The sequence below is a fragment of the Streptosporangium minutum genome, from assembly GCF_002149035.1.
Taxonomy (GTDB): Bacteria; Actinomycetota; Actinomycetes; order Streptosporangiales; family Streptosporangiaceae; genus Streptosporangium; species Streptosporangium minutum.
Genome location: NZ_NGFP01000173.1, coordinates 1 through 19,903, shown reverse-complemented (window position 1 = coordinate 19,903; position 19,903 = coordinate 1). Strand labels below are relative to the sequence as shown.

Annotated in this window: 25 protein-coding genes and 1 pseudogene; 16 read left to right on the top strand and 10 right to left on the bottom strand. The window is 68.5% G+C overall.

The window, feature by feature from the left end; genetic code table 11:
* The first annotated feature begins 71 nt into the window (after positions 1-71).
* The 3 genes and pseudogenes from CA984_RS30095 to CA984_RS30085 form a co-directional block, all read left to right on the top strand.
* Positions 72-1,202 carry an alpha/beta hydrolase gene (locus CA984_RS30095; RefSeq protein ID WP_242676255.1) on the top strand — a complete coding sequence of 377 codons (1,131 nt, stop codon included), beginning with the start codon at positions 72-74 and terminating at the stop codon, positions 1,200-1,202.
* 13 nt (positions 1,203-1,215) lie between these two features.
* Positions 1,216-2,010: an amidohydrolase family protein gene (locus CA984_RS30090; RefSeq protein ID WP_086576882.1), complete on the top strand. Its 795-nt coding sequence runs from the start codon at positions 1,216-1,218 to the stop codon at positions 2,008-2,010.
* A gap of 493 nt (positions 2,011-2,503) precedes the next feature.
* A pseudogene (locus tag CA984_RS30085) lies at positions 2,504-3,241 on the top strand (MFS transporter); the annotation flags it as partial.
* 431 nt (positions 3,242-3,672) lie between these two features.
* Here CA984_RS30085 and CA984_RS30080 read toward each other — a convergent pair.
* Positions 3,673-5,106 (bottom strand): MFS transporter, encoded by a 1,434-nt coding sequence (locus tag CA984_RS30080; RefSeq protein ID WP_207621102.1) that lies wholly within the window; start codon positions 5,104-5,106, stop codon positions 3,673-3,675.
* 89 nt (positions 5,107-5,195) lie between these two features.
* On the opposite strand from CA984_RS30080, the gene CA984_RS30075 reads away from it, so the two are divergent.
* The gene (locus CA984_RS30075) at positions 5,196-5,765 is read left to right on the top strand and encodes a TetR/AcrR family transcriptional regulator (RefSeq protein WP_086576879.1); all 570 of its coding nucleotides are present in this window, start codon (positions 5,196-5,198) and stop codon (positions 5,763-5,765) included.
* A 222-nt stretch (positions 5,766-5,987) separates the two neighbouring features.
* A complete protein-coding gene (locus CA984_RS44985) occupies positions 5,988-6,140 on the top strand; it encodes a hypothetical protein (protein ID WP_207621101.1) in 153 nt (50 codons plus the stop codon).
* Here CA984_RS44985 and CA984_RS30070 read toward each other — a convergent pair.
* Complete coding sequence (locus tag CA984_RS30070; protein ID WP_086576878.1) at positions 6,119-6,481, bottom strand: hypothetical protein; 363 nt, start codon at positions 6,479-6,481, stop codon at positions 6,119-6,121. The genes CA984_RS44985 and CA984_RS30070 overlap by 22 nt on opposite strands.
* A gap of 199 nt (positions 6,482-6,680) precedes the next feature.
* Here CA984_RS30070 and CA984_RS30065 point away from each other — a divergent pair, with 199 nt between their 5' ends.
* The 5 genes from CA984_RS30065 to CA984_RS48260 all read left to right on the top strand — a co-directional run bounded on the left by CA984_RS30065 (position 6,681) and on the right by CA984_RS48260 (position 10,071).
* On the top strand, positions 6,681-7,379 hold the full coding sequence (locus CA984_RS30065) for a Tn3 family transposase (protein ID WP_165781466.1): 699 nt from the start codon (positions 6,681-6,683) through the stop codon (positions 7,377-7,379).
* Positions 7,380-7,464: 85 nt separating this feature from the next.
* On the top strand, positions 7,465-7,740 hold the full coding sequence (locus CA984_RS30060) for a Tn3 family transposase (RefSeq protein WP_086576876.1): 276 nt from the start codon (positions 7,465-7,467) through the stop codon (positions 7,738-7,740).
* A gap of 235 nt (positions 7,741-7,975) precedes the next feature.
* The gene (locus CA984_RS30055; protein ID WP_086576875.1) at positions 7,976-9,127 is read left to right on the top strand and encodes an MFS transporter; all 1,152 of its coding nucleotides are present in this window, start codon (positions 7,976-7,978) and stop codon (positions 9,125-9,127) included.
* A 171-nt stretch (positions 9,128-9,298) separates the two neighbouring features.
* On the top strand, positions 9,299-9,832 hold the full coding sequence (locus CA984_RS48265; RefSeq protein WP_242676253.1) for a hypothetical protein: 534 nt from the start codon (positions 9,299-9,301) through the stop codon (positions 9,830-9,832).
* The gene (locus CA984_RS48260; RefSeq protein WP_242676252.1) at positions 9,730-10,071 is read left to right on the top strand and encodes a tyrosine-type recombinase/integrase; all 342 of its coding nucleotides are present in this window, start codon (positions 9,730-9,732) and stop codon (positions 10,069-10,071) included. The genes CA984_RS48265 and CA984_RS48260 overlap by 103 nt, the downstream gene beginning before the upstream one ends.
* Before the next feature lie 210 nt (positions 10,072-10,281).
* Here the strand turns inward: CA984_RS48260 and CA984_RS30045 are convergent, their stop codons facing one another.
* Complete coding sequence (locus tag CA984_RS30045; protein ID WP_086576874.1) at positions 10,282-10,863, bottom strand: dihydrofolate reductase family protein; 582 nt, start codon at positions 10,861-10,863, stop codon at positions 10,282-10,284.
* Between the two features lie 84 nt (positions 10,864-10,947).
* Positions 10,948-11,232, bottom strand: a complete 285-nt coding sequence (locus tag CA984_RS30040; RefSeq protein WP_207621100.1) for a helix-turn-helix domain-containing protein — start codon at positions 11,230-11,232, stop codon at positions 10,948-10,950.
* A gap of 389 nt (positions 11,233-11,621) precedes the next feature.
* Here CA984_RS30040 and CA984_RS30035 point away from each other — a divergent pair, with 389 nt between their 5' ends.
* Positions 11,622-12,434, top strand: coding sequence for a CPBP family intramembrane glutamic endopeptidase (locus CA984_RS30035; RefSeq protein WP_086576873.1), 813 nt, complete (start codon positions 11,622-11,624; stop codon positions 12,432-12,434).
* A gap of 86 nt (positions 12,435-12,520) precedes the next feature.
* Here CA984_RS30035 and CA984_RS30030 read toward each other — a convergent pair whose 3' ends face one another.
* Positions 12,521-12,817: an HAD family hydrolase gene (locus CA984_RS30030; protein ID WP_165781465.1), complete on the bottom strand. Its 297-nt coding sequence runs from the start codon at positions 12,815-12,817 to the stop codon at positions 12,521-12,523.
* 373 nt (positions 12,818-13,190) lie between these two features.
* Between CA984_RS30030 and CA984_RS30025 the strand changes: the two genes are divergently transcribed.
* From CA984_RS30025 to CA984_RS30015, 3 genes are all read left to right on the top strand, one after another.
* Positions 13,191-14,114, top strand: a complete 924-nt coding sequence (locus CA984_RS30025) for an NADP-dependent oxidoreductase (RefSeq protein WP_086576871.1) — start codon at positions 13,191-13,193, stop codon at positions 14,112-14,114.
* 326 nt (positions 14,115-14,440) lie between these two features.
* On the top strand, positions 14,441-14,755 hold the full coding sequence (locus tag CA984_RS30020) for a cupin domain-containing protein (RefSeq protein ID WP_207621099.1): 315 nt from the start codon (positions 14,441-14,443) through the stop codon (positions 14,753-14,755).
* A 120-nt stretch (positions 14,756-14,875) separates the two neighbouring features.
* Positions 14,876-15,466 carry an HD domain-containing protein gene (locus CA984_RS30015; protein ID WP_086576869.1) on the top strand — a complete coding sequence of 197 codons (591 nt, stop codon included), beginning with the start codon at positions 14,876-14,878 and terminating at the stop codon, positions 15,464-15,466.
* A 135-nt stretch (positions 15,467-15,601) separates the two neighbouring features.
* On the opposite strand, the gene CA984_RS49375 is transcribed toward CA984_RS30015, so the two are convergent.
* From CA984_RS49375 to CA984_RS30000, 5 genes are all read right to left on the bottom strand, one after another.
* Positions 15,602-15,715, bottom strand: coding sequence for a hypothetical protein (locus tag CA984_RS49375; RefSeq protein ID WP_423229339.1), 114 nt, complete (start codon positions 15,713-15,715; stop codon positions 15,602-15,604).
* Between the two features lie 554 nt (positions 15,716-16,269).
* Complete coding sequence (locus CA984_RS30010; RefSeq protein ID WP_086576868.1) at positions 16,270-16,539, bottom strand: helix-turn-helix transcriptional regulator; 270 nt, start codon at positions 16,537-16,539, stop codon at positions 16,270-16,272.
* 6 nt (positions 16,540-16,545) lie between these two features.
* Complete coding sequence (locus tag CA984_RS47380) at positions 16,546-16,887, bottom strand: DUF418 domain-containing protein (protein ID WP_207621098.1); 342 nt, start codon at positions 16,885-16,887, stop codon at positions 16,546-16,548.
* Positions 16,888-16,927: 40 nt separating this feature from the next.
* Positions 16,928-17,314 (bottom strand): DUF418 domain-containing protein, encoded by a 387-nt coding sequence (locus tag CA984_RS47375; protein ID WP_207621097.1) that lies wholly within the window; start codon positions 17,312-17,314, stop codon positions 16,928-16,930.
* On the bottom strand, positions 17,311-18,372 hold the full coding sequence (locus tag CA984_RS30000; protein WP_242676251.1) for an alpha/beta hydrolase family protein: 1,062 nt from the start codon (positions 18,370-18,372) through the stop codon (positions 17,311-17,313). The genes CA984_RS47375 and CA984_RS30000 overlap by 4 nt, the downstream gene beginning before the upstream one ends.
* Before the next feature lie 108 nt (positions 18,373-18,480).
* Here CA984_RS30000 and CA984_RS29995 point away from each other — a divergent pair, with 108 nt between their 5' ends.
* Both CA984_RS29995 and CA984_RS29990 read left to right on the top strand, forming a co-directional pair.
* Positions 18,481-19,134 carry a GNAT family N-acetyltransferase gene (locus CA984_RS29995; protein WP_086576866.1) on the top strand — a complete coding sequence of 218 codons (654 nt, stop codon included), beginning with the start codon at positions 18,481-18,483 and terminating at the stop codon, positions 19,132-19,134.
* A partial coding sequence (locus CA984_RS29990) for a transcriptional regulator (protein WP_207621096.1) occupies positions 19,134-19,903 on the top strand: 770 nt, incomplete at its 3' end. The genes CA984_RS29995 and CA984_RS29990, both read left to right, overlap by 1 nt.

Below are 19,903 nucleotides of genomic sequence, written 5' to 3'. Positions count from 1 at the left end.
CCACCCCCCCAACAAGAGGAGCCCCAGGTATGACTGCGCAGCATGAGACCGCAAAGGAGCCGTCCTTGATCGTGACACGGGAGTTCGCCGCCCGCCGGGCGGAAAGCGACGACGTCGTTTCCACGCTGTCGATCGAGTCGCAGGCAGCGTTGCGCCAGTTCTCGATCGAGCGGACGGTCGGGTACGGCGTCGACTACGCCGACGCCGTCGAACTGCGTGCCCGCGTCCTCGACGGGCAGGATTGGCGCTCGGCCGCCACGGCGCTCGCCGACGCATGCCTGCACCGCGTTCACGTCGCCCCGCACGTCGCAGGAGGGCCGACGCGGATCGCGTACCTGCGCCGGGCCTCGGCGCTCCTGCGCATGAGCCAGATGATGATGTTGTCCGACACCGCCGAGCGCCGGGCCATCTTCGCCAAGGCCGCGGAGCTGTACGCGCACGCCGCCGAGCTGGCGCGCGATCGCGAGCGCGTCCGCATCGCAACCGAGCAGGGCGTGCTGGCGGGCTGGCTCATCCCCGCCGTCGGCGCCGTCGCCTCGGCCGTCGTCATCGGCGGTGTCGAGGGGTGGGCCATGGACTTCGACAGCATCGGAGAAGCTCTCGCGGCGCGTGGCATCGACGCGCTGATGCTCGACGCACCGGGGCAGGGCGAGACGCGATTGCGGCACGGGCATCACCTGTCGCCGCACTGGCGGCAAGCCTACGGCCGCGCCATCGACTTCCTCGACGAAAGCGCTCCGGGTCGCCCCATCGGCATCATCGGCAACAGCATGGGTGGCAGCTTCGCCATGGCCGTCGCGGTGGACGACCGCCGGATCGGCGCGTGCTGCGACAACGGCGGCATCATCGCTCCGTGGATGGTCCCGCCGAGCATCGGCACCTTCTTCTCCAAGATGGTGGCCTTCTGCGGCACCGAGGACGCTGGGCAGGCGGTGGAGTCGTGGAAGAGCGTGACCCCCGCCGCCGACGGCCCCAACGCGGGCTACCCGCTGCTGATCGTGCAGGGCGGCGCGGACCCCCTGGTGTCGATGGAACTGGCCGAGGCGCTGCTGCATCAGGCACCCACCGGCGACAAGCAGATGGTCGTCTTCTCCGACGGCCAGCACTGCGTCTACAACCACCAGCACGACCGCGACGCGCTGATAGCCGACTGGCTCAGAGCCCGCCTGCACGGCCCCGCCACCGCAGTCGATCCCCGCTGAAAGAGGTCACTCCATGCAGATCATCGACGCCCAGATCCACCTGTGGACAGGCACCACCGCCCCGCCCCATCACTGGCGCGCGCCGTACACCGCCGAGAGCGCCCTACGCGACATGGACGAGGCCGGCGTCGAGCGTGCCGTCAACTGCCCGGCGATCTGGGACCCCGGCGCGAACGACTACGCCGTCGAAGCGGCGCGACGACACCCGGATCGATTCGCGACCCTCGGCTGGTTTCCCCTCGACGAATCGGCGGACGGGTCGCTCGTCGATCACTGGCTCGGCAAGCCGGGGATGCTGGGGCTGCGCTTCGTCCTGATGGATGACCGCCTCACCTCCGGAGCGCTCGACTGGCTGTGGGAGGCCGCCGACCAACGCGAGATCCCGGTGGGGCTCATGGTGCTGCCCCAGCACCTGCCCCACGTCAGCGCCATCGCCAGCCGCTTCCCGCGGATGCGGCTGCTGATGGATCACCTGGCGATCGGCCCCTTCGAAAAGCTGCCGGACGCCGCCGCGCACCTGGACGCCCTGTTCGCCCTGGCGCGCCGGCCCAACATCGCCATCAAGGCCACGGCCGTCCCCAGCATGGCCACCGACGCGTATCCCTTCGCGAGCACCCACGATCTGCTGCGCCGGGCGTTCGACGCATTCGGCGCCGAGCGGATGTTCTGGGGCACCGACATCACCCGTATGCGCTGCACGTGGCGTCAATGCGTGACGATGTTCACCGATGAACTGCCCTGGCTGAAAGGCCATGACCTCGAGCTGGTCATGGGCCGGGGCCTGGCGAACTGGATCAACTGGCCCTGAAGGCGACGCAGGCCACCGGTATCGGCGGCGAGCAGACGAGCGGAGCAGCTGCGCCGTGGTCCATAGGTGCCGCCTATCCCGGGCCGAGGTAGCCGGTCTTGGCGCGCTCAGCTCTTCGTGCGGTCCACTTGCGGCTGTGCGACGGGTCACACGACCGCGCTCACACACCACTCCCCCGCTTCTGGAGTACGCATGCTCACGCCTGACCCGTCGAATCAGCAGGAACCGCTCGCCGCCACCCTGGATCCACAGGCCGCCGATCCGGCCGGCGCCTCTCGTCGCCTGATGCTCTCCATCGGCGGCTCCCAGTTCGGCATCTCCATCGTCTACGGCGCGGTTCCGGGTGTCCTTCTCGCCTTGCAGATCGACGACCTCGCGGGCGCCGACAAGGCCGGGGTGCTCAGCCTGTTCACCCTCGGCGGCGCCGTGACCGCGCTCATCGCCCAGCCTCTGGCCGGGTCCCTGTCGGACCGGACACGGGACCCGATCAGGCAGCCGGACCCCGTACATCCTCGGCGGCGGCCTGCTGGCAGCGCCCGTCTTATGGGCGATGGGCTGGGCCCAGTCGCTGCCGCTCCTCGCGCTCCTCTACCTCGCCTCGGAGTTCATCCTCAGCGCGGCACAGGGCCCCCTGGCCGCTACGCTGCCGGACAGAGTTCCCGCCGAGCGGCGGGGACGCGTCAGCGCCGCACTCGGCCTCGGGATCATGCTCGGCTCGGTTGCCGGGACGCTGCTCGGCTCGGTAGCCTCCGACGACGTTCGCCTCGCCTACCTGGTCATCGGCTGCATCCCGGTCGCGCTGGCCAGCTCGCGCCTTTTCGTCGCGCCCGACCCCGACAACAGATCCGCAGTCCGCCCCCTGCCAGATCCGGCCCGTCCGCCCTGGTGGCGAACCTTTCTCGTGTCGCCGAAGGACCACCCGGACTTCTGGTGGGTACTCGGCAGCCGGTCCCTCACCTACACCGGCTTCTTCATGATCCACGGCTACAGCCTGTATCTGCTGGGCGACCACATCGGGCTGGGCGACAGCGCCGTCGACATGGTTCCGATCGTCGCGGGCATCGCGGCGTTGTGCATCTGCCTAGCCACCGTGCCGGCCGGCATCGTCTCGGACCGGGTCGGACGGCGCAAGGTCTTCGTCTGTGTCGCATCGGTGACGATGGCCGCCGGCCTGCTGGTTCCGCCGCCCCGCAGATCCTCGCTCCCGCGATGGCCGGCGCGCTGGTGGTAGGGACCGGCGCCTACACCGCTATCTTCCCCGTCGGCGCCGTTCTCGCCCTGCTCGGCGGGCTCAGCGTGCTGCGCGTGCGCAGCGTGCGCTGATCATCGGACTGAGCGCCTGGGTGACATGGTGGCGGCTGTTCGGCTCCGCCATTCGGCCGCTGCCCACCTCGGCGGACAGAAGGTCCCATTCCAGCACATCATGGCCAAGACCTGCCGCAAGAACCCCCCGCACCGCGATGCGGTACCCCCAGCCTGGCGGCGAGGCCGTCGCCGAGATCACCAGCCTCCTCGCTCCGCCCAAGCGAACCCACTGAGCCGTCTGGCCCCGTTCCGCCCATGATCATTGTCAGCGATGACTACTGTCCGCAGGTTCCTCAACCCCGGTGTTCTTCGGCACCGCAGGGCTGCGGATGACCCGGCAGGCCTACGCCGGGCGGCTCAAGACGTGGGCTGACGGGGAGAGGCTGTCAGCGGCGGCTCACTGATGGCTTGGCCTCCTGATTGATCGGCCCGGACGCCCCTCGGCGTCCGGGCCGTGGTCAGCCACAGGCCGGTGAACACGGCGCAGGCCAGCGTCATGGCACCCGCCGCGAGGAAAGCGCTGTTGAGGCCGGACTCGAAGGAGGCGCCGCCGGACTCCCGCGTGTGAACGATCGCCCCGAGCACCGCCACGCCGAGCACCGCGCCGATCTGCCGGGTGGTGCTGCTGACGCCCGAGGCGAGGCCGCCCTCCTGCGGGCTGACCGCCTGGATGGAGGCCCCGGTCAACGGCGACATGGTGAGAGCGAAACCGATGCCGGCGACCGCCAGCCGCCACCACACGTTCCCGTAGCCGGTATCGGCGTGGACGAAGCCCAGCGCCAGCAGCCCCAGCCCGGCCAGCGCCAGGCCGATGCTGACGACGACACGGAAGCCGTACCTGGCCGCCAACCGGCCCGCGTACGGGCTGACGATCACCATGGCCAGCGAGGCGGGCAGGGTCCGCAGCCCGGCGACCAGGATCGAAGTGCCCTGGACGTAGACGAAGAACTGGGAGAAGAAGAACGACGACCCCATCAGCGCGAACCCGACCACGACCATCGCCGTGTTGGACACTGTGAACAGCCGCTGACGAAACAGCCGCAGCGGCAGCATCGGCGTCGACACACGCCCCTCGACCACGACAAACGCGGCCAGCAGCACCAGCCCGGCGGCGAAGCTGCCCAGGATCACCGGCGAGGTCCAGCCTCGGGAACCGCCCTCGATCAGGCCGTAGGTCGCAGCGCCCACGCCCGCGACGGACAGGACCGTGCCGGGGACGTCGATCGGCGGCGCGCTCGGGTTGCGGGACTCCCCCAGCACGCGCAGCCCGGCCAGCAGCAGGACTGCCCCGATGGGCACGTTGACCAGGAAGATGGCGGGCCAGCCGAAGGCCTCCACCAGGATCCCGCCCGCCAGAGGTCCGGCGGCCAGGCCGATGCCGCTGAACCCGGCCCACAACCCGATCGCTCTGACGCGTTCCCCCGGGGCGGGATGCGCGGCGACGAGCAGCGCCAGCGAGGCGGGGCTCAGCGCCGCGGCCCCAATGCCCTGCAGCACCCGCCCGGCGATCAGCCAGCCGATCGAGGGCGCGAGCGAACACACCACCGACGCGGCCGTGAACACCACCACCCCGGCCAGGAACACCCGCCTGCGGCCGAACCGGTCGGCGAAAACGCCGCCCGACAGCAGCAGCATGGCCACCAGCAGCACGTAGGCGTCGACGATCCACTGCAGGCCGGTCAGCCCGGTGTGGAGCCGCTGCTGCATGTCGGGCAGGGCGGCGCCGACGATCGTGTTGTCGAGCAGCACCATGAACTGACCAGCGCAGGTCAGGGTGAGCAACGCTCTCACGGACATCCCTCCTAAAAGCAGTTAATGACTGCGTTAACATAGGCCCTCATAGGCTCTAACGCAAGTCTCGACTGCGTTAAGGTGGGGGTATGGATGAGCAGGGGCGGGCCAGGCGGCCCGGCGGGCGCAGCGCCCGGGTCCGCGCGGCAGTACACCAGGCCGTTACCGAGCTGGTCAGGGAGCGCGGCTACGGAAACTTCACCGTCGGCGACATCGCGGCCCGCGCGGGCGTGGCCGACACCAGCCTCTACCGCCGGTGGGGCAACCTCCAAGCCCTGCTCAGCGATGTGCTGCTGACCCGGCTCAACGCGCAGTCGCCGATGCCTGATACCGGCAGCCTGGCTGGCGACCTGCGGACCCACGCCGCCAACGTGGCCCGCGAGGTCACCGGACCCGACGGCCTGGCGCTGGTGCGGCTGACCATCGCGCTGTCAGGCGAGGGTCAGCAGGGCCTTCAGGCGCGCGACGAGCTCCTGGCCGACCGCACCAGGCAGTTGCAGGCCATGCTCGACCGCGCCCGCGGCCGCGGCGAGGACCCGCCTGACGTACTGGAGGTGCTGGACCATCTCCTGGCGCCGATCTACATGCGCGTCCTGTTCGGCGCGGGCCCGCTCACCCCTGACTACCTCGACGGGTTGGTCAACCGGTTGCTCGCCTGAGCCAGCCCGTCGTGCCGTGGAACAGCTGCTACCTGTCGACCGCCCGCGGCGAGCTAAGCCCCCATCACTACTTGTGGCTGGGGGTCAGTTTCGAGAATAGGATGCCGAGTTGGTTGCGGGACAACTTTGGTTATCAGGCAAGAACAAGCTCAGTTGCCTATCGTGAGCCGGGAGCCATCCGCTCAGTATGGACGGCTCGTTTCCCGGTTATCTGGCAACTCGGTGAACGGGGGCGGCGGCATGGACCCGGTGATCGTCCAACAGCTCGGCCGCGGCCATCCCCTCGCCGTCCACCTGGACGACTTCCTCACCGACCTGAAGAACGCGAACGCCTCGCCGCAGCCCCTGCGCGCCTACCGCGGCGACCTCCTGTAATTCACCGCCCACCACGACGGACAGGTGGCGAGGCCGACCGCGTAGACCGTCCTCGTTCCGGGCACCGCGCTCACCGCGGAGACGTCGACCTCGCGCCTGCGGTTCGACCCCGCCATCGGCGGTAGCTCGGTCCGGCTGCCGTCGGGCGCGACCCGGATGGTCCCGCTCAAGCCGCCCTCGGCGGCGTCCCAGTCGACCAGGATGATCCCTTTCGTGCCGTCGGAGCCGGACGCGCTGACGTCGGCCGAGCCCGGCACCCACGACCAGGCCGTGCCGTCCATCGTGGTGGTGCTGCTGCCGTCCTCGTAGTCGAACACCTTGCGGGTGCCGATCGCCCACACGTTGCCGGGACCGTGGGCGACGACCTGGGTGAGCCTGATCGAGGAGATGCTGCCGTCCGGCTGGCCCTGGCTGTCCGGTGCCGCCGACCGCCAACACCTGGTCAGGCGCCGCGGCCGACACCGACGTCGCCCAGGCGGGCAGGTGCATGACCATCCAGGCCCGCCCGTCCCATCTTTCGCGCCGGAGGCCTGGCAGGAGGTGATCGCTGACAAGCGCCGTCCCGGCAAGCTGGTGCGCCGGCATTTCGAGATTTGCGTGTTCTCCTGCCAGGCGGATGAGCTGGTGCGCGGCGATGTGGCGGCGGTCGACTCCGAGGCCTACGCCAACTGGCAGTCCCAGCTGCTGAGCTGGGAGGACTGCCAGCCGCACCTGGCCATCTACTGCGCCGAGGTCGGCATGCCCATGAAGACCTCGGAGTTCGTGGCGCAGTTGAAGTTGCGGATGACCGGCGTGGCCGCGACCGTGGACGCGGGCTACCCGGACAACGCCGACCTGCTCATCGACGAGCAGAGCCGGCTCTCGCTCAAGGCCCGCAAGTCCGCCGGGCACAGCGCCGAGGCGCTCAAACTGGCCACCGCCGTCAAGGACCGGCTGCCAGAACGCTCGCTGCTGGAAATTCTGACCCGGACCACGCGGCACCTGCGCTGGTTCCGGCATTTCGGGCCGCTGTCGGGGTCGGAGGCCAAGCTGGCCGACCCACTGGAGCGCTACCTACTGGTGGCCTTCGCCTACGGCTGCAACCTGGGCGCCGCCCAGGCCGCCCGGCATCTGGGCGGCCGCGTCAGCGCGCACGAGCTGTCCTACACCGTGCGCATGCACGTCACGCTGGCCGGCTTGAACAAGGCGATCGCGGACGTGGTCAACGCCTACCTGCGCCTGGACCTGCCTAGGTTGTGAGGGGAGGGCAATGCGGTGGCCGCCGACGGCACCAAGTACGACATCTATGTCGACAACCTGATCGCCGAGTTCCACATCCGATGGGGTGATCGCCGAGAACGACCCGGAGGAGCAGGAGAAGGCGATCAAGTTCAACACGCTGGTCGCCGACCTGGTCATGTACCGGACCGCCCTGGACATGTCGCTGGTGCTCAACCGGCTACGCAGCGAGGGCGAGACGGTGCATCGCACCGACGTAACCATCATGTCTCCCTACCAGGAAGACAACGTACGCCGCTTCGGCGACTACATCTACGACCTGGACGCGCCGCTGGAAGGCATGGAGGTTCATCTCGATCTCGAGGAGGCGGCGGCGGCCTGAAACGGCCCTGCCTGTGTGCCGCACAGGCCCCTCTTCGCATCAAAGCGCTGTGCCCGGCGGGCCACCCGAGGCTGAAGACGCGAAGCGAGAATTCCGCGGATGAATTCGGTTGCACTGGGACTGCTGAACTTAGTGGGGTATCTGCATGAATGGTGCCACTGAGCAGGTGCAACGGGTGAGGACAGGAAGAGACCGTACGATCACGCGACGTCCGGCTCCATGGCACAGGCTGGCGGTGCTCGGCGCTCTGATGCTGGCCGCTCTTACCTTCAACACCGCGGAGAACCTGCCGGTCGGCCTCCTGAGGCTCATGTCCGAAGACCTACGGGTGTCCCTGTCGGCGGTGGGTCTCCTGGTCACCGGCTACGGCGTTACGGTGGCCATCGCATCTGTGCCGATTGCCCACGTCGTGCGGGCCGTGCCCCGACGTTATGTGCTCACAGGACTGCTGGCCGCACTCGTGGTGTCCAGTCTCGTTGCCGCGCTGGCTGCCTCCTACTGGCTGCTCCTCGTGGCGCGGCTGCTGACTGCGCTCGCCCAGGCGCTGTTCTGGGCCGTGATGGGGCCGGTCGCGGTGGGTCTGTTCGCGCCCGAGGTCCGGGGGCGTGTGGTCGGGGCGCTGTCCGTGGCTGGTTCGCTCGCCCTGGTGCTGGGTGTTCCCGCTGGGACATGGCTGGGCCAGCAGAGCACCTGGCAGGTGCCCATCGCCATGCTGGCGGCTCTGGGGCTGGTCTCTTTGGTGACGATCGCCGTTCTGCTGCCGACGTCGCGTCCGGAAGAAGAGCCTGCCGCCTACGCGACCAGTCCCGACGTGTGGCGGTTCGGGACGGTACTGGCGGCCGGAGCCTTGTCCGCCGCCGGGGCGTTCACGGGATACACCTACATCGTGACGTTCCTGGGCGACGTAAGCGGGTTCTCCCCCAGCGCGGTCAGCGTCCTGTTCGTGGTTTTCGGTGTCGCGTGTCTGGCCGGGGTGAGCATCACCGGGGCGTTCCTGGACCGCTTTCCGCAGTCCGCACTGGCCACTGCCGTAGCCACGCAGGCGGTGGGCATGCTCGGCCTGTACGCGTTCGGCGCTCATCCGGTGCCGGCGGTGATGTTCCTTACGCTGATGGGCGGCGCACTCGGCCCGGTGTTCATGACCACGCAAAACGCGATGCTGCACTGCGCGCCGGGCCGCACAGACATTGCCTTCGCGGCGAACTCCGGTGCTTACAATGCCGGCATCGCGACGGGTGCCGCGCTTGGAGGACTGGTTCTGCCGCTCGCCGATGTACGGAGCACCTTCCTCGCTGGCGGGCTGCTGACCATCGGGTCCTGCGCGGTCCTACTCGGCGGCCAGCTGCTGCGTGGGCGTCGCCGTCCAGAACGCTCAGCACGCCGATGAGGGACGCCGGCTCGGATTCGCCGACCGTAACAGGGCGTGCCTGAAGGCTGCGGGTGCGCACCTTGGGACAGTCAGATCGCCGATGCCGCTACGGTCGCGGGCGGGAGGGCTCTGATGATGCGACCGCCTCGCCGTCTTCTCCGTACTTCCGAAATTGCGCGATCTGAGCCCTTGCGGGAGCCCGGATCCGCTTCCGAGATTACGAGGCGCCGTCCGGGCGCCCGCCCCACCTGGCTGCCGCCCGCCTACGACGCCGTGCTCGGCGCGTACGCCGCGGCGCTGGAGCGCGCGCCGCTGTCGGACGAGACCCGGCACACCCACCGCTCCCGGGTGCGCATGTTCCTGTCCTGGCTGGCCGACCACGCCGCCACCTATTCCGCCGATCCTCTCGCCGATCAGCAGGCGCGGAACTGGGCGGTGCGCGACTACCGGATGTGGCTGCTGCGCGACGGCCCGGCCAGGCGCAGCCGCGTCTACGTCAACTCCGTTCTCACCGCACTGGACGACTTCCACGTCCGCCGAGGCTTGGGCAAGGCCGACGTCGCCCGCGAAGACCTGCCCAAAAGCGCACCGCGCGCCCTGGAGGAGCGCGCCCGCATCCGTTGGCTGCGTGCTGTGGAGGCGCATCTGTCCCCCCGGGGCCGGTCTGGCCCCACGCCGACGACAACCGGGCCCTGTTCCTCAACGCCAAGGGCGGGCGGCTGACCACCCGCGCCGCCGGCGGCATCATCGCCGAGACCGCCCAGACGGCCGGACGGGACGATCCCACCACGGCACACGTCCTGCGCCACACGCTCGCCACCACGCTGGTCCGCAGGAAGACCGACCTGATTCTGGTCGCCGAGATCCTTGGCCACGCCCGCCTGGAGACCACCCGCCGATACAGCTTGCCGTCCGACCAGGACAAGGAAGACGCCCTCAAACTGATCACCGTTGATCGCTGACCGTACGCCTGCCTGGGGAAACTCTCGTCAAGATCGACTCATGGCCGGTTTTCCCCGTATCTCGGCTGGACCCGAACTTGCCGCAGGTGAGGTGCTGGGGCGGATCGGCGCCGGCTGCCCGACCAGGGACAGCGATGCGCAAACGCAACCGGAGACCCGATCTTGTGTCCCCATTCGCAGTGGACTTCTTCGCGTACCCGCTCAGATCGGTCAACGGCGCACCCGATAGCGCAGGTGAAGCACCCGGTTGCCCTGAATCACCACGTCAGGATCCTCCAACAGGTGCTGCGCGGGGACCGACCCGAAGTAGCGCTTGCCGGACCCGAACACGACGGGCACGACGTCCATGCGCACCTCGTCGATCAGGCCCGCGGCAAGCACCTGGCCACCGACGTCGCCAGCGGCGACCTCGACCATGCGGTCACCCGCAAGCTCCTGCGCCTTGGCCACGGCTGCCTCGACGCCGTCGACGAAGTGAAACGGCGCCTCGGGGTCCCAGCCCTCGGGCTCCGGCCGGTGCGACACGACGACCACGTGGTCGATCCCGCTCGGAGGCTTCCCGTCCCAGCCGTCCGTCAGGTCGAAGACGTGGCGGCCGACGATCGTGACTCCGATCTGGTCCCAGTACGCCCGGGTGTAGTCGTAGGACGTCTGCGACACCTTCACCTCGCCGCTCTCGTCCAACGGGACGTCACCGCTGGACAACCAGTCGAACAGCGGTCCGGGCTGGTCATTCTCGTCCGCGACGAAGCCGTCCACCGACACCGAGCTGTACATGACCACCTTGCCCACGGGGCTCTCCTCTGCTTTGGGGTGCCCCCAAATTAGCGTGTCGTGAGCTGTCGCTCTTGTAAGAAATCAATCGGCCGGCAGCGGTCAGCCGTCCAGCGCGTGGCCGGGATGTTCGCGCAGCAACCGCCGCCGGACTTCGACGTACCGGGTCGGCGTGAGCCCGGTGAACGCCCGGAACTCGTGGCCGAAGTGGGCCTGGTCGAAGTAGCCTGCGCCACCGGCGAGGTCGCCCCAGTCGATCGGTCCGGCGGGGTTGATCGCGAACACGGTGGCGGCGAAGCGGTAGGTGCGGGCCAGCCGCTTCGGCGTGACGCCGATGAGCTCCTTGAACCGCTGTGCCAGATGAGTGCTGCTGACACCGGCTGCCACGCGGCAGCCAGCTCTCTCGCGAAGCGGTCAGCCAAGCCGCCGCATACCCCGTGAATCCGCACCAATACTGGCCGCAGCCGATCATCTACGTCGGGCGATCCCAGAAAGATCCCGTAACGGCCCGTCAGTGGCTCGCGCGGCTCTGAATGTCAGTGACCGGAGCGCTGTCGTCCGCGGTGGTCCGCCATACGGTCTCGACGTCCAGGGCGGCGTCGCCGTACAGCAGCTCCTGGTGATAATTCCGATCCCCGTCGGACCCGCGACGCGGGAGCGACCCGATAGCTCCCGACCGGTCCGCACCTGCCGTAACCTGCGCCTTTCACGGCGACTCGAAGCCGTATCAGAGCGATGTCAGGTCCGTGTTAGGTCGCGGGGCCACACTTCTCTGCATGGATACAGCAATGCGCCCCCCGGCCGACACCCAAGGCCAGCCGAAAGGCTTCGTCGCGAAGCTCCTCGCCGACCGTCACTCCATCCCGTTCTCCATCGCACTGCACCTGGCGCCCGGCGCGGTCATCGTCGCCGTGTACGCGTTCATCGCCGCCCCCCTGGTCCGAGCGATGGACTTCCCGATCTTCCTGGCCTGGGCCATCGCCCTCACGGTTGTGCTCTTCCCACTCCAGCTATTCCTACTATGGCTGGGCAAGAAGCAGACCGGCCGCTTCACGATGAAGGGCGTCGTCCACTACCGCGACAAGCCGGTCTCACGCAGCAAGGTCTTCTGGCTCGGTGCCGCGTGCCTCGTGTGGATGACCGTGGTCTCACTCTCACTGACCCCGCTGGACAACATCGTCTACGACTGGTTCTTCACCTGGGTGAACTACCAGGGCGCCGGCCCCGACGGCACCGCCTACCTCCAGGGCTACCCGCAGGAGCTCGTACTCACCACGCTGCTCATCTGCGCACCGTTCACCGGCTTCACCCTGCCCCTGCTCGAGGAGTACTACTTCCGCGGCTTCCTGCTGCCCCGCCTCCCGCAGCTCGGCAAGTGGGCCCCGTTCTTCAACACCTTCTTCTTCTCGGTGTACCACTTCTGGGCCCCTTGGACGGTCCTGTCGAAGCTCGTCTTCCTCTACCCCGGCGTCTGGCTCGCCTGGAAGAAGCAGGACATCCGCATCTCGATCGCCATGCACCCCGGCTCGGCGCTGCTGATGACCGTGGTCGGCGTCATCGCCCTCGCCTCCGGCGCCTACTCGATGTAAGACCGCCCGAAACACCGTGCGGCGACTGCTGATCAAGGCGGGGTACTCGTTCGGCGTCTGAGAACACACGCTGGATGATCAATAGATCAAGTTCTGGGCGGTAGTGTCGCGGCTGAGAGATCCGGGAGTGTCAGACGCAGGCCGTGTGGCAGGTCGAAAACTGTGTCCAGCCGATGATGCAGCGGGACAGATGTCTTGCCCTGGGGATCGATCAGAAGCGCCTCCATGCCCATGCGGCGCGGGCCGACGTAGTCGGCTTCGTAGGAGTCGCCGATGAACCATACGTCCTGGGCCGAGACCGCGAGCTGGTGGAGTGCCGCCTGATAGATGTCCGTGTGGGGCTTGCGCCTGCCTACGTCCACGGAGAGCACGACTGCGTCCATGGAGTCGAATAGAAGATGCGTGGGACGAGGCTGGATCATCTAAGGATCTTGCCAGGCCCGCGTGGCAGCTTAATAAATAGCCCACAATTGGGGCCAACCTGCAGTCTGCCGTCCCAGAACCTCATTCTGAAACGATCAGTTAATGCGCCGTCGACACAAGTAGAGGCGGCTGGCGCGGGAGGAACATGCCTTGTCGGCGGCCACCGCCCTGGACGAGTCCGCGGACGCCCGACGCGCAGACGGACCTTGATCCGGGACAGTACAGCGCGAAATTGTCCGAGGTCGGTGGGCGGGGAGTTCCATACGGATCGAAGCCCTGCGCCGCTGGGTACGTTCGTCCTGTTCGATCTCCGCACCACCAGCAAGGACCGTCATGCAAGCCATCACCGTTCGAGACCGCGCCGCCGGTCTGGCCGGCCTTTCCCTGGCAGAAGCGCCGTACCCGCACGCCGCCGAGAACGACGTCATCGTCCGGGTGCATGCCGCAGGGTTCACCCCCGGAGAGCTCGACTGGCCGGCAACGTGGTCCGATCGCGCTGGCCGCGACCGGACGCCCACTGTGCCCGGGCATGAGGTGTCGGGTGTCGTCGCCGAGCGGGGATACGGAACAACCGGCCTGACCGTCGGCCAGCGGGTGTTCGGGCTGACCGACTGGACCCGCAACGGCTCGCTGGCCGAGTACGTGGCGGTGGAAGCCCGCAACCTCGCGCCACTGCCGGCCGACATCGACCACACCGTGGCCGCCGCACTACCGATCTCAGGACTGACCGCGTGGCAGGGCCTGTTCGACCACGGCCGTCTGGCCGCCGGCCAGACCGTCCTGATCCACGGCGTCGCGGGCGGTGTCGGTTCGATCGCGGCGCAACTCGCACGCGAGGCAGGAGCCCAAGTGATCGGCACCGGCAGAGCCGGCGACAGGGACACGGCACAGAGCCTCGGCGTGGACACCTTCCTGGACCTGCAGACCGACCCCCTTGAAGATGCCGGTCAGGTCGACGTGGTGTTCGACGTGATCGGCGGTGACATCCTGGACCGCTCGGCCGCGCTGGTGCGCGCAGGCGGCACGCTCGTCACCATCGTCTCGCCGCCCACGGTCCGGCCCCGTGACGGGCAGGCGATCTTCTTCGTCGTCGAGTCCGATCGTGCCCGGCTCGCGGACCTGGCACAACGGGTGCGGGACGGACGGCTCCGCCCGATCATCGGAGCCGTACGGACGCTCGCCGAGGCGCCCTCCGCGTTCGCGCCCGCCCACCGCACCCCCGGCAAGACGATCATCCGGATCACGGAAGGCGGATAGCCAGCAGGCCAGCTCAGCTGCGTTTGAGCAGACCATCGCCAAGGCATGAACTCGCCCATGGTTAGGCTCCGCAATGCGTGGACAGCGTAATCATCACTCCTCCTGACCGAGACCCATGTGCCGGGGCGGAACCCGGTGCGCCTGAAGGGTTCAAACAGAACAGGAGAGAGGTCATGATCCGAGTACGATTCGCCGGTGGGCTTCTGGCTGTCGGCATGGTAGCCGCGTCCGTCGCATGCGCGCCCACAGCAGAGCGTGCGACCAACCAGATGCCACCCGTAGCCGCCACGGTTTCGCCACCACCATCGGAGACACTGTCGCCTCTCTTGGAACAGGCGCTCCCCAATATCAAGGGCAAGACGTTCACCTCAACGATCGTGAACTTCCCGCCCACCGCACGCGCGACGCCACATCGGCACGGCAACGCCTTCGTCTACGCCTACGTACTCAAAGGCGAAGTCCGCAGCCGGCTCGACGGCGAGCCGGTGCGTACGTACCGCCAAGGCGAGAACTGGGTCGAGCAGCCAGGGGCCCACCATGTGCTCACGGAAAACACCAGCCGGACGCAACCGGCGAAGCTGCTGGTCATCTTCATCTCCGACACCGGAGACAAGCTCAAGGTCGACGATCGGCCAAAGTAGGATCATCAGCCGGCCGCGACGGCGCGGGCTTGATCAGCGCGGCCCCGCATCGGGTACCACCACCAGCACACGGCCGATGCCGGACATCAAGACCTGACGACCAGATGACAGGCTGGACCCATGTTTCCGGAGACTCCCACCGCCGCGGCGGCGCTGTCGGTGGCCACCCGTTTCTACTCGCCCGCGCTGTTGAATCACTGCACCCGCTCCTACCTGTGGGGAACCCTGTACGCCACAGCACACGGGATCGCCTTCGACGACGAGCTCTATTACGTCTCGGCGCTGCTCCACGACATCGCGCTGACACAGGCTTTCGACAGCCACAGGCTGCCCTTCGAGGAGGCGGGAGGGCAGCTGGCCTGGGTCTTCGGCGTGGCAACCGGCTGGCCGGAGGAGCGGGCCGCCAGGGCCACCGAGATCATCACGCTGCACATGCGCGACGATGTGTCCGCGGCCACCGACCCCGAGTCCCACCTGCTGCAGGTCGCCACAAGCTGGGAGGTGGTCGGACGGCGGCCGGAGGAGTTCTCGCCGGACGCCAGGGCGGAGATGCTCGCCCGCCATCCTCGGCTGGGATTCGGCACGGAGTTTCTGGCGTGCTTCGAGGACCAGGCCAGACGCAAGCCGGACAGCGCCGCCGCCGCATCGGTCAGGAACGACGTCGCTGGCCGGATCGCCGCCAACCCTCTCGAAGGCCACCCGCCCGCCTGACCTCCAAAGCCGCGAACCCCACCGCCAGCCCTGCTCGGGTGCAACGGAGCTGACGACCGCGAACGTCCACACGAATCGGGGGCTGAGGAACATCGGAGCCGAATGGCCCGGAAATTCCGAGGCTGGCTGCTGGGGCTAGGGAGTGGGCCAGAGAAGGTCGGGTTCGCACGGCTGGGCGTAGTCCACACCGGGCACGTCGAAGCCGTACAGGCGGCAGACCTCGCCGCTGAACCAGCAGAGGTCGGCCAGATCCCCGATGGCGCCGAAGGTCAGCGCTCACTCTCGGCCACCAGCCGGTAGCGGGCGGCGGCGGACGGGACGGTGAAGCGCGCGTTCAGGTCGGATGATCCGGTCGCGCCGTCTGTTTGTAGGTGATGAGTCTTTAGTCCTCTGTAAATGATCTTGGATGAAAGCGAGCGCCTTTACGATGTAGATCAATAAGTCTGAGACCTCATCGCCCATGCGCCCAGACGCTTGAACCTCGTCCACGGAAAACGGTTGCGCGTCGGCTTGTCTTGTCCCTGCCGAGCGACAGGGGATACCGTCGTCGACGCTGCCGGGCGCTCCCCCGAGCACCTCTCGAACCGATGCTCTCGACGCCTCTCCCCCACTGAGTCCGATACCTGGATCGCCATCCTGTGGGCATCGGCGCGACGACACCCCCCTCCCCCGGCCATCGGCCACGACCCGAACGCCTGATGCCGACCGCAGATGAAACCATGGGATCGTCGGCGTGATCTGACGGCCAACGGGAGAGATTCACCCGATCACTGCAAAGCCCGCCACTTCTCACAATTTCTTTGTCATGCGTTCCTCGGGGCGACAGGAACGTCAAAGAGCTCTTTGACGTTCCTGTCGAGGGCATCGGCGATTTGAAAGACCGTGTTCAGCCGGAGGCTGTACACGCCGTTCTCGATGCGGTTGATGGTCTTATGGTCGACCTCGGCGAGTTCCCCGAGTCGTTCCTGGGTGAGCCCTTGGCCTTCCCGGACGTCGCGTAGCCGCAGGCCGAACTGTCTGCTCAGCGAGGCGTGGCGGGATCGGGATGGACACTTACCCAAGGTGACGTGCATGATCCTTCAACGTCTGCACCAAGGTTGGTACATATCGCGAGGGGCGAGCCGGAGAACCGTCGCGGCGTAGGCGGCGGTCAGCAGCGGAGCGGTGATGACGTCGATGCCCAGGGCGAGGATCTGGTACGCGCTGCCCGAGTGCTCCAAACTCGCATGGGCGTAGACGACACCGCCGAGCATCCCCAGCGTGAAGGTCGCCCACTGGAGCCCGCCCAGCGTCCTACGGTGGCGGGCGATGTCCCCGAGGGCCTGGTGCCTTCCGACGGCGAGGCCGAGGAGGAAGGCCGCCAGGGCAGCCGGGGCCTGGAAGAAGACGAGCAGGACCAGCACGTCGGGCAGCTGCTCCAAGTGGGCGGCGACCACTGATGCCGGGCCGCTGCGGCCGGGTTCACTCCGGAGCCGCTCGCCGCGTGGACGGCGAGCGCGAGCAGGACGTACGCGGCGGCGGTGAGGACGAACAGGCTGGCCAAGCGTCGCAGGAAGCGGGGGGCGAAGCGGGCCCATGCCGCTCGGCGGAGGAGAGCTGGAGGGTGAAGCTGCAGCCGAACAGGAACGAGAACAGCAGGAAGAACTTGGCCTCGAAGAAGAGCGCGACGAACCATCGGACCGCGTTGTCGAGCGGCGAGGCGAAGCCGGGATCTTCCATGCCCGTGCCGTGGTAGGTGGAGGCCAGGTAGCCGATGAGGATGCCCAGTAACGCGAAGCCGCACAGGGCGTCGACGTGGGCGAGGCGTCCGGCCGCCCGGCCCGAAGTCGCGGCGTTTGCGGTGGTCACTCGGTCCTCTTGCGGTCGGCGATCTGCTCGACGAAGCGGCGCTGGTCGGCAAGAAACCCGGGTGCGTACAGGCGTCGCGGGACGAAGACGGCGGTGAGAGTGAGGCGCGGCTCGGAGTTCTCGACGGCGTTGTCGACCAGCGAGTGGGTGGCGTCGGGGTAGTGCCGCACCGTCAGGGAGGTGGGCGGCAGGATGCGGCGGTAGGTGGCCTCGGTGTCGGCGACGTCGACATTGATGTCGTGCCCGGCCAGTATCAGGAGCGTGGGTGTGCCGCGCATGGCGCGCAGGTCCTCGCTCGCGTTGGAGCGGTAGTTCTTGGCGATGAACCGCCAGCGTTCGGCGGTCATGCCGTCGGTGTCGCCGACGGCGGTGCGGTACTGCTCGAAGGTCGCGTCCTGCCGCAGCAGGCGCAGGGTCATCTCGCGCCGTCGCAGTGCTGCTTGTGTCTCGTCCTGGGTGGCGCCGTCCCTGCGCAGTTCGGCGAGGAGGTTGTAGCGCCCTTGCTGTTGCCAGTCGACGGCCGGTGAGACCGCGATGACGAACTGCAGAGCGCGGTCGCGGGCCGTGACTTTGGGCAGCACCCACCCTGCCTGGCTGGCCCCCCACAGGCCGATACGCCGGCCGTCGATGTCGGGACGCGTGCGGGCCCAGGCGATCGCGGCGAGGGTCTCGCCGGCTCGGTCGGCCATGCTCTGGTCCAGCCAGCTCCCCTCGGAGGCGCCGATGCCGGGCTTGCTCAGGGAGAGCGAGGCATAGCCGGCCTTCGCGAAGGACTCCCATAAGGGCCGGTAGAAGGAGTCGTGCGTGGCGTCGATGGGCCCGTCGCCATGAACGAAGACCACCAGGCCGAAGGGGCCGTCGCCGTTCTCCGGCCGCGCGAGGACGCCGTCCAGCAGCCGCCCGTCGTGCCGCACGGTGATGCGCTCCTCCCGTAGCGCGTAGGTGTTCTGCCAGACCGCGACACCGCCGAGCCCCACGCCCACGAGCAGCACGGCGACCAGCGACCCCACGAGGACGCGCCGGCGACGCCGCACACGCGGCACCATCCGTCGACTCATACCCACCCCTTAATTATCATTTCTAATACGCTCGTATAGAGAATGAACGTAGTAGGGTTGATAGTGCAAGCGGCGGGCGTCCCGGCCCGCCGCGCGGAAGGAATGCCGATGGACACGACGGAGCGGGGACAGAGGCCGGAGAATCCGGATGGCCCGGGGGTGCGCAGGGGCGTGCCCGAGGGCAGTGAGTCGCGTGTGGCCGCGCTGTACTGGGAGGCGTTCGGGCGGAAGCTCGGCACCGCCCTGAACCCGCCGGACAAGGCCCGCGCCTTCCTTGCGGCCCATCTCCACCACGACCGAGGTGTGGTCGCCGTCGTCGACGGCGAGGTGGCGGGGGTGGCCGGCTACCAGCTCGGCGGACGCGGCCTGATGGGCGGCGGCGCGGGTGACGTCCTGTCCGCCTACGGGACCTTGCGCGGGCTGCCTCGCCTGGCTCTTCTCGCCCTGATGGGACGGCGCCCCGCCGACGGCGAGCTCGTGATGGACGGCATCGCCGTCGCCCCCGAGTGTCGCGGCCAGGGCATCGGCAGCCTCCTGCTGCACGAGATCGCGGCCGTGGCCGCTGACCACTCATGCCGACGTATCCGCCTCGACGTCATCGACGTCAACCCGCGCGCCCGCGCCCTGTACGAGCGGCAGGGCTTCACCGCCGTGCGCACCGAGAAGACCCCGTACCTGCGTGAACTGATGGGCTTCGGCGCCGTCACCACCATGCACCGGCCCGTCGCATCGACCGACTCGACGAACCGCCGGCAGGCTTGATGAGCACCCCTCCGAACACCTCGATGGGCACGCAGGCCGACGCGGACGGCACCGTCCCTGTACCCATCCCCACCCGACTGCTGGTGCATGCCCTGGTCCGCGAGGACGGCACCGTCGACGCCGGTGAGCTCTACACCGTCGCCGGCCTTCTCGGTATGACCGACCAACAGGTCCGTCTCTGCATCAAGCGGCTCGTGGCCGAGGGCCGCTTCACCCACGAAGGCCGCGGACGCAAGGCTCTGTTGAGGGCGGTCGCCGACGTCAGCGGCTCGATCACCCCTGACGTCGCCTACGTCCGCCATGCCTACCGCCAGGACCACGGGCTCGCCGCCTGGGACGGTGTCTGGCACCTGTTCGCCTTCGCCATCCCCGAATCGAGCAGGACCGCCCGCGACGCCCTTCGCGACACCTTGCGCCACCTCGGCGCCGCCCCGGTCCAAAGCGGCCTCTACGTCAGCGCGAACCCCATCGAAGAACTCGTCGAAGCCCAGGCCCGCCACCTCGACGTCGCCCACGCGGTCACCTGCCTCACCAGCACCGACCTGCGCGTCGGGGGCCGCGATGACCCGCACGCCCTGGCCGCCGCCCTCTGGCCCCTGGACGACATCGCTGCCCGCCACGACCGCCTCGCCGACCTCGCCCGGGTCTGCCTCGACCGGCTCGCGCAGCCGGACAGCCCCACCGGGCCCGAGCAGCTGACCATGGCCATCCAGCTCGCCGCGACCTTCACCCACGCCATGGAACCGGACCCCCTCCTGCCCCCCGAGCT

Coding starts and splice junctions, on each gene's coding strand:
- CA984_RS30090 (WP_086576882.1), top strand. CDS start 1,216: ATGCAGATCATCGACGCCCAGATCCACCTGTGGACAGGCACCACCGCC.
- CA984_RS30075 (WP_086576879.1), top strand. CDS start 5,196: ATGGATGAGCAGGGGCGGGCCAGGCGGCCCGGCGGGCGCAGCGCCCGG.
- CA984_RS30035 (WP_086576873.1), top strand. CDS start 11,622: ATGGATACAGCAATGCGCCCCCCGGCCGACACCCAAGGCCAGCCGAAA.
- CA984_RS30030 (WP_165781465.1), bottom strand. CDS start 12,817: ATGGACGCAGTCGTGCTCTCCGTGGACGTAGGCAGGCGCAAGCCCCAC.
- CA984_RS30025 (WP_086576871.1), top strand. CDS start 13,191: ATGCAAGCCATCACCGTTCGAGACCGCGCCGCCGGTCTGGCCGGCCTT.
- CA984_RS30015 (WP_086576869.1), top strand. CDS start 14,876: ATGTTTCCGGAGACTCCCACCGCCGCGGCGGCGCTGTCGGTGGCCACC.
- CA984_RS30010 (WP_086576868.1), bottom strand. CDS start 16,539: ATGCACGTCACCTTGGGTAAGTGTCCATCCCGATCCCGCCACGCCTCG.
- CA984_RS30000 (WP_242676251.1), bottom strand. CDS start 18,372: ATGAGTCGACGGATGGTGCCGCGTGTGCGGCGTCGCCGGCGCGTCCTC.
- CA984_RS29995 (WP_086576866.1), top strand. CDS start 18,481: ATGGACACGACGGAGCGGGGACAGAGGCCGGAGAATCCGGATGGCCCG.